Genomic DNA, 11508 nt, shown 5'->3' with positions numbered 1-11508 from the left:
CCCCCCCCCCCCCCCCCCCCCCCCCCGCCGCCCCCCGGTCGGGGACGCACCGCGCCACCACCACCTCGGGCACCGCGGCGCCCGCGTCGACGACGGCGGCGAGGGCCGCCAGGTCGGCGTACGCGGTCGCGTCGAGGCCGTCGATCCGGTCCCCGAGCACCGCGACGGTGCGCGGCCGGGGCGACCCGGTCAGCGGCGTCCAGTCCAGGCGCAGCAGCGACTCGAGCCGGTCGCGGCGCAGCGCCGCCAGCTGTTCCGGCGACACCGGGCGCACCGCCAGCGCCTCGACGGAGGCCACCGGGGCGCCGGTCGCGTCGGCCAGGGTGATCGCCGCCGTGCCGTCGCCGGGCACGATCCGGGCCCGCAGCCGGTTGGCGCCCGAGGCGTGCACGGTGAACCCGCGCCACGAGAACGGCAGCACCGGGTCGCCGTCGCCGGTCGACGCCACCGCGTGCAGGACGGCGTCCAGCAACGCCGGGTGCAGGCCGAAGCGGCCGGCGTCGTCGTGCGCCTGCTCGGGCAGGGTGATCTCCGCGTACACCTCGTCGCCGCGCCGCCACGCCGCGGTCAGGCCCTGGAAGACCGGGCCGTACCGCAGGCCGCGCGCGAACAGGTCGTCGTACGCCGCGGACACGTCGACCGGGTCGGCGTCCGGCGGCCAGGACCGCAGGTCGGCGCCGGCGGCCCCGGCCGGGGTCAGCCGGCCCACCGCGTGGGTGGTCCACCCGTCCTCGTCCTCGACCCGCGAGTGGACGCCCACCTCCCGGTCGCCGTCGGGTGCCGGTTCGCCCACCGTCACGCGAATCTGGACGCCGCCGGAGTCCGGCAGCACCAGCGGCGCCTCCAGCGTCAGCTCCTCGACCCGCGGGCAGCCCACCTCGCGGCCGGTGTGCGCCGCCAGCTCGACCAGCGCCGCGCCGGGCAGCAGCACCACGTCCGCGACCGCGTGGTCGGCCAGCCACGGGTGGGTGGCCAGCGCGAGCCGGCCGGTGAACACCGCTCCGCCGTCCGGCAGCTCGACCGCCGCGCCCAGCAGCGGGTGGTTCGCCCGCGTCTGGCCCAGCCCGCTCGCGTCGCCGGTGCCGGCGCCCGCCCGGGGCCAGTACGGCTGGTGCTGGAACGCGGAGGTGGGCAGCTCCACGGTCCGTCCCGGCGCCACGGCGGACCAGTCGACGGCCGTGCCGCGCACCGCGAGCCGGGCGAACGCGGTCGCCACGGTCTCCGACTCGGGGCGCCCCTTGCGGCACACCGGGATCCACTCGCCCTCGGCCACGTTGCGGCCGAGCGCGGTCAGCACCGCGTCGGGGCCGATCTCCAGGAAGGTGGTGGCCCCGGCCGCGGCGAGCGTGGCGACCGCGTCGGCGAACCGGACGGGTTCGCGCACCTGCCGCACCCAGTGCTCGGCGTCGAGGGTGGTGGGCCCGCCCGTCAGCGTCGACACCAGCTCGACGGCCGGCTCCCGGCACTCCACCTGGGCCACGACCGCGCGGTACTCGTCGAGCATGGGGTCCATCAGCGGCGAGTGGAACGCGTGCGAGACGGTGAGCCGCCGCGCCCTGCGGCCACGCCGGGCGAGTTCCTCGGCCACCTCGAGGGTGGCGGCCTCGTCGCCGGAGAGCACCACCGACTCCGGCCCGTTCACCGCGGCGACGGCGACCGTGGGCGGCAGCAGCGGGGCGACGTCGTCCTCGGTGGCGCGTACGGCCACCATCGCGCCACCGGCCGGCAGCGCCTGCATCAGCCGGCCCCGCGCCGCGACGACCCTCGCGGCGTCGGCCAGCGACCACACGCCCGCCACGTGCGCCGCCGCCAACTCACCGATCGAGTGCCCCGCCACGAAGTCCGGCCGCACACCCCACGACTCGAACAACCGGAACAGCGCCACCTCCACCGCGAACAACGCCGGCTGCGCCCACCCCGTCTGGTGCACCTCCTCGGTGCCCAGCACCTCCCGCAACGGCCGCTCCAGGTGCCCGTCCAACTCACCGCACACCTCGTCGAACGCCGCCGCGAACACCGGGAACGCCAGCAGCCCCTCCGCCATCGCGACCCGCTGCGCCCCCTGACCGGTGAAGAGCACCGCGAGCTTCCCGCCGTCGACCGTGCCGGTCACCACCTCGTCGCCGAGCAGCACCGCGCGGTGCGGGAACCCGGCCCGCCCGGTGGCGAGGGTGTACGCGACGTCGACCGGGCGCAGCGTCGGGTCGGCGGCCACGTGGGCGCGCAGCCGGGGGATCTGCTCCCGCAGCCCCTCCTCGGTGCGCGCGGAGAGCAGCCACGGCGTGAACGGCACGTCCGGCTCGTCGGCCGGCGGCGCCGGGTCGGCCTGCTCCAGCACGACGTGCGCGTTGGTGCCGCTGATGCCGAAGGACGACACGGCGGCACGCACCGGGCGGTCGGCGGCGGCGAGCGGCGTGGCGTCCGAGGCGACGCGGACCGCGCCGGCGGACCAGTCCACGTGCGGCGAGGGCTCGTCGACGTGCAGGGTCGGCGGGAGCACGCCGTGGCGCAGCGCCAGCACCACCTTCATGATGCCGGCCACCCCGGCCGCGGCCTGCGTGTGCCCGAGGTTCGACTTGACCGAGCCCAGCAGCACCGGCGCGGCCCGCTCCTGCCCGTACGTGGCGAGGACGGCCTGCGCCTCGATCGGGTCGCCCAGGGTGGTGCCGGTGCCGTGCGCCTCGACCACGTCGACGTCGGACGGGGACAGCCGCGCGTCCGCCAGGGCGGCCCTGATGACCCGCTGCTGCGACGGCCCGTTGGGGGCGGTGAGCCCGTTGGACGCGCCGTCGGAGTTGACGGCGGAGCCGCGTACGACGGCCAGCACGGGGTGCCCGTGGCGGCGGGCGTCGGAGAGCCGCTCGACCACCAGCACCCCGACGCCCTCGGAGAGCGACGTGCCGTCGGCCGCCCCCGCGAACGACTTGCACCGCCCGTCGGGGGCCAGGTTGCGCTGCCGGGAGAACTCCAGGAAGGTGCCCGGCGTCGACATCACCGACACGCCACCGGCGAGCGCGAGGGAGCACTCCCCGTTGCGCAGCGCGGAGACGGCGAGGTGCAGGGCGACCAGCGACGACGAACAGGCGGTGTCGACGGTCATCGCCGGGCCCTCCAGCCCGAGCGTGTACGAGATCCGCCCGGAGATCACGCCGCCGGAGTTGCCGGTGGAGAGGAACCCGTCGACGGACTCGGCGGAGCGGCTGAGCACGGTGCCGTAGTCGTTGTACATGACGCCCGCGTACACGCCGGTGCGGCTGCCGCGCAGCGTGGTCGGGTCGATGCCGGCCCGTTCCAGCGCCTCCCACGAGGTCTCCAGCAGCAGCCGCTGCTGCGGGTCCATCGCCAGCGCCTCGCGCGGGGAGATGCCGAAGAAGCCGGGGTCGAAGTGGGCCGCGTCGTAGAGGAAGCCCCCCTGGTCGACGTAGCTGGTGCCCGGGTTGTCCGGGTCGGGGTCGATCAGCGCGTCGAGGTTCCATCCCCGGTCGGTCGGGAACGGCCCGATCGCGTCGCCGCCGCCGACCAGCAGCCGCCACAGGTCCTCCGGCGTGCGCACCTCACCGGGGAACCGGCAGGCCATGCCGACGATGGCGACGGGCTCGTGGTCGTGCCGGGCCGCGGCGACGTCCGCCGTCGCGGTCCGCCCGCCGGCGAGCTGCTCCACCAGGTGGCCGGCCAGCGCCTCCGGCGTCGGGTAGTCGAACACCAGCGTCGCCGGCAGCCGCAGCCCGGTCGCCACGCCGAGCTGGTTGCGCAGGTCGAGCGCGGTGAGCGAGTCGAAGCCGAGCTCCTTGAAGGGGCGGCCCGCCGGCAGCCGGTCCGCCCGGGCGTAGCCGAGCACGGACGCGACCCGGGTGAGCACCGCCTCCAGCACGACCTCGGACCAGCGCTCGGTGGGCACCTCGGCCAGCCGCTGGGCCAGGGAGGAGCCGCCCACCGCCCGGCGGGCCGGGGCGCGGACCAGGCCGCGCAGCAGCTCCGGCGGCTCGCGGTCGTCCCGGCCGAACGCGGCGAGGTCGACCGGCACCGGCGCCAGCAGCGCGTCGGCCGACCGGACGGCGGCGTCGAACAGGGCCAGGCCGTCCTTGCTGGACAGCTCGCTCATGCCGCTGCGGGCCATCCGGCTCAGCTGCGCGCCGCCCACGTCGGCGGTCATCTCGCTGCGTTCGGCCCACAGCCCCCAGGCGAGCGAGTGGGCGGGCAGCCCCGCGGCCCGGCGCCGCACCGCGAGCGCGTCGAGCACCGCGTTCGCGGCGGCGTAGCCGCCCTGTCCGGGGCTGCCGAAGACGCCGGCGGCCGAGGAGAACAGCACGAAGGCGCTGACGTCCCCGGCCAGCTCGTGCAGGTGCCAGGCCGCGTCGACCTTGGGGCGCAGCACCTCGGCGAGCCGGTCGGGGGTGAGCGTGGCGATGGTGGCGTCGGCCATCACGCCCGCGGTGTGCACGACGCCGGTCACCGGGTGGGCCGCGAGCAGCGCCGCGACCTGGTCCCGGTCCGCGACGTCGCACGCCAGCACCGTCACGGTCGCGCCCAGTTCGGCGAGTTCGTCGCGCAGCGCGACCGCGCCGGCGGCGGCGAGGCCGCGGCGGCTGGTCAGCACGAGGTCACGTACGCCGTGCTCGGTGACCAGGTGGCGGGCCACCAGCCCGCCCAGCGTGCCGGTGCCGCCGGTGACGAGCACGGTGCTGTCCGGACCGAACACCGCCGGGCCGGCGACGTCCTGCTCGGGCACCCGGGCCAGGCGGGGCGCGCTCACCGCGCCGTCGCGGACGGCGAGCACCGGCTCCCCGGTCGCCAGCGCCGCCGCCACCAGCCCGTCGGCGGTGTGGTCGGCCTCCAGCAGGACGATCCGCCCCGGGTTCTCCGCCTGCGCGGAGCGGACCAGGCCGTGCACCGCCGCGCCGGCGAGGTCGTCCGGGCGGGTCACCACGACGAGCCGGGTCTCGGCCTGGCGCGTATCGGCGAGCCACTCCTGGAGCGTGGTCAGCGCGTACGCCGCGAGGTCGGGCACCGCGGAGATGCCGGGCGCGTCGGAGAAGCACGGCAGGAACAGCGTGTCGGCGGCGGCGTCGGCCAGCGCCACCGGCGGCGCGTCGAAGACCGCCGTGTCGCCCAGCGTCTGCCAGGTGCCGCGCTCGGCCCGGCCGACGGTCAGCGGCGCGTGCTCCAGCCGGAACAGCGACTCGACGAAGCCGCTGCGGCCCCTGAGCGCCTGCGGGGCCACCGTGCGTACGGTCAGCGCCGCCACGGAGGCGACCGGGGCGCCCGTGTGGTCCGCGAGGAGCAGGGCCGCGCTGTCCGCCCCCGTCCTGGTGAGCCGGACCCGCAGGCTCGTCGCGCCGGTCCCGTGCAGCGTCACGCCGTTCCACGAGAAGGGCAGCTTCGCCGCGCCGTCGCCGACGTCCGCGGCGAGGGCGTGCAGGGCGACGTCGAACAGCGCCGGGTGCAGGCCGAACCCGTCCACGTCGACGCCCTGCGGCAGGGCCACCTCGGCGTACGTCTCGTCGCCCCGCCGCCACGCGGCCCGCAGGCCCTGGAACAGCGGGCCGTACCGGAGGCCGAGCCCGGCCAGCCGGTCGTACAGGTCGCCGACGTCGACGGTCAGCGCGTCGGCGGGCGGCCACTCGGTGAGGCTCTCCCCCTCCGCCGTGGCGGGGGCGAGGACGCCGGTGGCGTGCCGGGTCCACATGCCGATCTTCGCCTCGGTGTCGGTCTGCCCGTAGACGCCGAGCGCGCGGCGGCCGTGCTCGTCCGGTGCCTCCACGGTGAGCCGCAGCGCCACCCCGCCGTGCGCGGGGACGACGAGCGGGGTGGTGATGACGAGTTCCTCGACGGCCGGGCAGCCGACCTCGTCGCCGGCGCGGACGGCGAGTTCGACCAGCCCCGTGCCGGGTAGCAGGACGGTGTCCAGCACGGCGTGGTCGGCCAGCCACGGGTGCGTCTCCAGGCTGATCCGGCCGGCGAGCACGACGAGGTCCCGTTCCGGGACGGTGAGCGCCGCACCGAGCAGCGGGTGGCCGACGACGTCGATGCCGAGGCCGCGCGCGTCCACGGCGGACGCCGCCGCCTGCTGCCAGTACCGCTGGTGCTGGAACGCGTACGTCGGCAGCGGGGCCGGGACGCCGCGGGTGTGCCGGGACCAGTCGACGGCGACCCCGCGCACGTACGCCTCGCCGAGCGAGAGCAGGAAGCGCGACAGCCCGCCCTCGTCCCGCCGCAGCGACGCGACGAGCGCGGCCGGGGCGTCGGCGCGGTCCAGGATCTCGCGCACCCCCATGCCGAGCACGGGGTGTGGGCTGATCTCCACGAGGACGTCGTGCCCGTCGGCGAGCAGGCGGTCGATCGCCTCCTCGAACCGGACCGTGCCGCGCAGGTTCGCGTACCAGTACCCGGCGTCGAGGGTGGCGGTGTCGACGACCTCGCCGGTGAGCGTGGAGTACAGCGGCACGTCGGCGCTTCGCGGCCGGACGTCGGCGAGGACGTGCAGCAGCTCGTCCCGGATGGCCTCGACCTGCGCGGAGTGCGAGGCGTAGTCCACCGGGATCATCCGCATCCGGACGCCGTCGGCCTCGCACGCGGTCAGCAGCTCGGCGAGGGCGTCGGGCTCGCCGGACACGACGGTGGCGGCGGGCCCGTTGACCGCCGCGACCGAGATCCGGTCGCCCCACCGGGTCAGGCGCGCCTCCACGTCCGCCCGCGGCGCCGCCACCGAGGCCATGCCGCCGCGTCCGGCCAGTCCGGCGGCGATCGCCCGGCTGCGCAGCGCGACCACCCGGGCACCGTCGTCGAGGGTGAGCGCGCCGGCGACGACGGCGGCGGCGATCTCGCCCTGCGAATGCCCCACCACGGCGGCGGGCTCGACGCCGTACGACCGCCACAGCGCCGCGAGCGACACCATCACGGCGAACAACACGGGCTGCACCACGTCCACCCGGTCGAGCGACGGCGCGCCGGGCACGCCCCGGACGACGTCGAGCAGCGACCAGTCGGTGAACGCGTCGACGGCCCGGGCGCACTCGTCCATCCGGTCCGCGAACACCTCGGCGGTGTCCATCAGCTCCACGGCCATGCCCGCCCACTGCGAGCCCTGGCCGGGGAACATGAAGACGACCCGGGGCACGTCGCCAAGCGCGGCGCCGGTGGCGACGGTCGGCGCGGGTTCGTCCGCCGCGACGGCGGCCAGGCCGGCCCGCAGCTCGGCGGGGTCCGTGCCGACCACGACCGCCCGGTGCTCGAACCGGGCCCGCGTCGCCAGGGCGGCGGCGACGTCGGCCGGGGCGGCGGGGTGCAGGTCGAGGTGGGCCGCCAGCCGGGCGGCCTGGTCGCGCCGGGCGTCGGGCGTACGGCCGGAGAGCACCCAGGGCACCGGCCCGGTCGCCACCTCGGCGGGCGGCGCGGTCTCCTGTGCGGGCGGCTCCTCCAGGATCACGTGGGCGTTGGTGCCGCTCACGCCGAACGACGAGACGCCGGCGCGGGCCGGCTCGCCGCTTGCGGGCCAGGCGACCGCCTCGGTCAGCAGGTCGACCGAGCCCTCGGTCCAGTCGACCTGGTCGCTCGGGGCGTCCACGTGCAGCGTCTTCGGCAGCAGCCGGTGCCGCATGGCGAGCACCATCTTGATGATGCCGCCAACGCCGGCGGCGGCCTGGGTGTGGCCGATGTTGGACTTGATCGAGCCGAGCCAGAGCGGGCGGTCCCGGTCCTGGCCGTAGGTGGCGAGGATGGCCTGCGCCTCGATGGGGTCGCCCAGGGTGGTGCCGGTGCCGTGCGCCTCGACCACGTCGATCTGGTTGGCCGACAGCCGCGCGTTGGCGAGCGCCGCCTGGATGACCCGCTGCTGCGCCGGCCCGTTCGGGGCGGTCAGGCCGTTGGAGGCGCCGTCCTGGTTGACCGCCGTCCCGCGGACGACGGCGAGCACCGGATGCCCGTTGCGCCGGGCGTCGGAGAGCCGCTCCACGATCAGCATGCCGACGCCCTCGGCGAAGCCGGTGCCGTCGGCGGCGGCGGCGAAGGACTTGCACCGGCCGTCCGGCGACAGCCCGCGCTGCTTGGAGAACGCGACGTACGTCTCCGGGGTCGCCATCACGGTGACGCCGCCGGCCAGCGCGAGCGAGCACTCGCCGTTGCGCAGCGCCTGCACGGCCAGGTGCAGGGCGACCAGCGACGACGAGCACGCCGTGTCGACGGTGACGGCGGGCCCCTCCAGGCCGAACGTGTACGCCACCCGGCCGGAGGCGATCGCGCCGGTGGCGTTGTTCTCCGGGTAGTCGTGGTACATCATGCCGGCGAAGACGCCCGTGTCGCTGCCGCGCAGCCCCGTCGGGTCGATGCCGGCGTTCTCGAGGGCCTCCCACGAGGTCTCCAGCAGCAGCCGCTGCTGCGGGTCCATCGTCAGCGCCTCGCGCGGGCTGATGCCGAAGAACTCCGGGTCGAACTGGGCCGCGTCGTGCAGGAAGCCCCCCTCGCGGGTGTACGACCGGCCCGGCGTGCCGGGGGTGGGGTCGTAGAGCTCGGCGACGTTCCAGCCGCGGTCGGTGGGGAAGCCGGTGATCCCGTCCCCGCCGGCGGCGACCAGGTCCCACAGGTCGTCCGGGTTGCGCACCCCGCCCGGGTAGCGGCAGGCCATGCCGACGATGGCGATCGGCTCGCGCAGCGTCGAGTTGAGCTTGCGGTTCTGCTCCCGCAGCCACTCGTTCTCCTTGAGCGAGGCCCGCAGCGCGGTGACGAGCTTCTCCTCCGAGTTGGCCATGTGGTCAGCTCCCCGCTTCCGTCGTCGCTTCACCGAGATCGGCGAGCGCCATGCTGATCAGTGCGTCGGCGTCCATGTCGTCGATGGATCCGGTGGGTGCGTCGACCGGCTCGTCGGCGGCGACCCGGACGCCGCCCAGTTCGAGCAGGCTGTCCATCAGGCCGGCGTCCCGCAGCCGGCTGAGGGGGATGGCGAGCAGGATGCGGCGGACCTCGTCCTCCGGCAGCCCGCCGTCGGTGCCGGTGTCCGGGACGAGCCGCTCGTACAGCAGCTCGGCGACCGCGCGGGTGTTCGGCCGGTCGAAGGTGAGGGTGGCGGGCAGCCGCAGGCCGGTCGCGGCGTTGAGCTGGTTGCGCAGCTCCAGCGCGGCGAGTGAGTCGAAGCCCAGCTCGGTGAAGGCGCGACCGGGGTCGACGGCGTCGGGGTCGCGGTGCCCGAGCACCGTCGCGACGTTCGTGCGGACCAGGCCCAGCAGCAGGTCCGCGCACTCCGGCCCGGTCATGCCGGCCAGGCGCGCGGCCAGGCCGTCGCCGGTGGACGCCGCCCGCCGGGTCCGGGGGCGGACCAGGCCGCGGTAGAGCGGACCGTCGACCACGCCGAGGTCGAGCCCGATGGGTACGAGGACCGGCGCGGCGCAGGTGAGCGCGACGTCGAGGAGGCGCAGGGCCTCGTCGACCGGCAGGGCCCGCACGCCCGCCTGGGCCAGCCGCTTGCGCTCCGCGCCGGTCAGCTCGCCCGCCATCCCCCCTTCCCACATGCCCCACGCCAGGGACTGCCCGCTGAGGCCGGCCGCGCGGCGGCGCACCACCAGGGCGTCCAGGAACGCGTTCGCCGCGGAGTACGCCGCCTGGCCCGCGTTGCCGAACACGCCGGCCGCCGAGGAGAACACCACGAACGCCGACAGCCCCGCGTCGGCCGTCAACTCGTGCAGGTGCCAGGCCGCGTCCACCTTCGGCGCCAACACCCGGTCCAGCCGCTCCGGCGACAACGACGCCAGCAGACCGTCGTCCACCACGCCGGCGACGTGCACGACCGCCGACAGGTCACGGCCGGCGACCAGCGCGGCCACCGCGTCCCGGTCGGCCACGTCGCAGGCCGCCCACCGCACCGACGCGCCCGACGACGCCAGCTCGGCCGCCAGCTCGTCGGCGCCCGGCGCGGCGGCGCCCCGGCGGGACACCAGCAGCAGGTCGCGCACCCCGTGCACCGCCACCAGGTGCCGGGCCACCACCGCGCCCAACGCGCCGGACGCGCCGGAGATGAGCACCGTGCCGGTGCCGAAGTCGGTGGTGACCGGTTCGTCGGCGCGGACGCGGGCCAGCCGGGCGGCGTGCGGGACGCCGTCGCGGACCACGAGCTGGGGCTCGTCGTCGGCCAGCACCACGTCGCCGTCGACGAGGACGACGCGGTCGGGGTGCTCGGCCTGGACCGAGCGGACGAAGCCCCACACGGCGGCGCCCGCGAGGTCGGTGACGTCCTCGCCGGGCAGGGCCACCGCGCCCCGCGTCCGCACGACGATCCGGTCGCCGGTGGGTTCGGCCAGCCACGACCCGAGTTCGTCGAGTACGCGGTGCAGGACGGCGCGGACGCCGGCCGGGGTGTCCGCCGGGGCGGGGTCGAGCGGGAACGTGGTCGTGTCGAGCACCCGCACGTCCCCGTCCCGCCCGGCGGCGGCCGGCACGGGGGTCCAGGTCAGCTCGTACAGCGAGTCGTGCTGCGTCGGTCGGGCGTCGAGCGCGCCGACCGGCCGGGTCTCCAGCCTGCCCACCGACACCACGGGGGCGCCCGTGCCGTCGGTCGCGGTGATCGTCCAGCCGGACTCGGCCGGCGCGATCCGGACCCGCAGGGCGGTGGCGTTCGTGGCGTGCAGCACCACCTGCTGCCACGAGAAGGGGAGCACGGTGTTCCCCGTACCGGCCTGGTCGGCCAGCAGCGGGGCGTGCAGCGCCGCGTCCAGCAGGGCCGGGTGCAGCGCGAACCGCTCGTCCGTCTCCGGGAGGGTGACCTCGGCGAACAGTTCGTCGCCGCGTTCCCACACCGCCGTGACGCCACGGAACGCCCGCCCGTACTCGTAGCCGGAGTCGGCGAGCCGGTCGTAGCCGTCGGTCAGGTCGACCGGCCGGGCGTGCGCGGGGGGCCACTCGGCCACGGTCTCCGGCGCGGTGACCGGGTCCGCGGCGACCACGCCGGTGGCGTGCGCCGTCCAGGTCTCGGTGCGCTCGCCACGCGAGTGGATCTCGACGGTGCGGCGGCCCTGTTCGTCCGGCTCGCCGACGCGCAGCCGCAGCTGCACCGCGCCCTCGGTGGGCAGGACCAGCGGGGCGATCGTGGTCAGCTCCTCCACCACCGGGCAGCCGACCGCGTCGGCGGCGTGGACCGCGAGTTCGACGAGCGCCGCGCCGGGCACGAGCACGGCGCCCGCGACGACGTGGTCGGCTAGCCACGGATGGGTGCCGGTCGACAACCGGCCGGTGTAGACGACGCCGTCGAAGTCGGGCAGCGCGACGGCCGCCCCGAGCAGGGGGTGCTCGGTGTCGGCGAGCCCGAGGCGGCTCGCCGCCCCCGTCGCGGTCGCGTTCTCCGTCCAGTACCGCTGGCGTTCGAAGGGGTAGGTGGGCAGGTCGGTGGTCCGGGCCCCGGCGAAGAACGTGGGCCAGTCGACCGAAACGCCGCTGGTGTGCAGGGCGGCGACGGCCTTGGTGAGGGTGTGGGTTTCGGGTTGTCCGCGGCGGGTGGTGGCGATGGCGGTGGTGGTGTCGGTGGTG

2 protein-coding genes are annotated in these 11508 nt (G+C 76.5%); both read right to left on the bottom strand.

Translation table 11 applies throughout. The annotated features are described in order from the left end of the window. The coding region (locus tag ACSNN9_RS25235) for an SDR family NAD(P)-dependent oxidoreductase (RefSeq protein ID WP_436675707.1) at positions 1 to 8743 on the bottom strand (8743 nt) is incomplete at its 3' end. A gap of 4 nt (positions 8744 to 8747) precedes the next feature. Then, the coding region (locus ACSNN9_RS25230; RefSeq protein WP_436675706.1) for a type I polyketide synthase at positions 8748 to 11508 on the bottom strand (2761 nt) is incomplete at its 5' end.

It is taken from the genome of Micromonospora sp. URMC 107, from assembly GCF_051386315.1.
Lineage (GTDB): Bacteria > Actinomycetota > Actinomycetes > Mycobacteriales > Micromonosporaceae > Micromonospora.
This window is presented reverse-complemented; position numbering and strand designations above follow the sequence as displayed.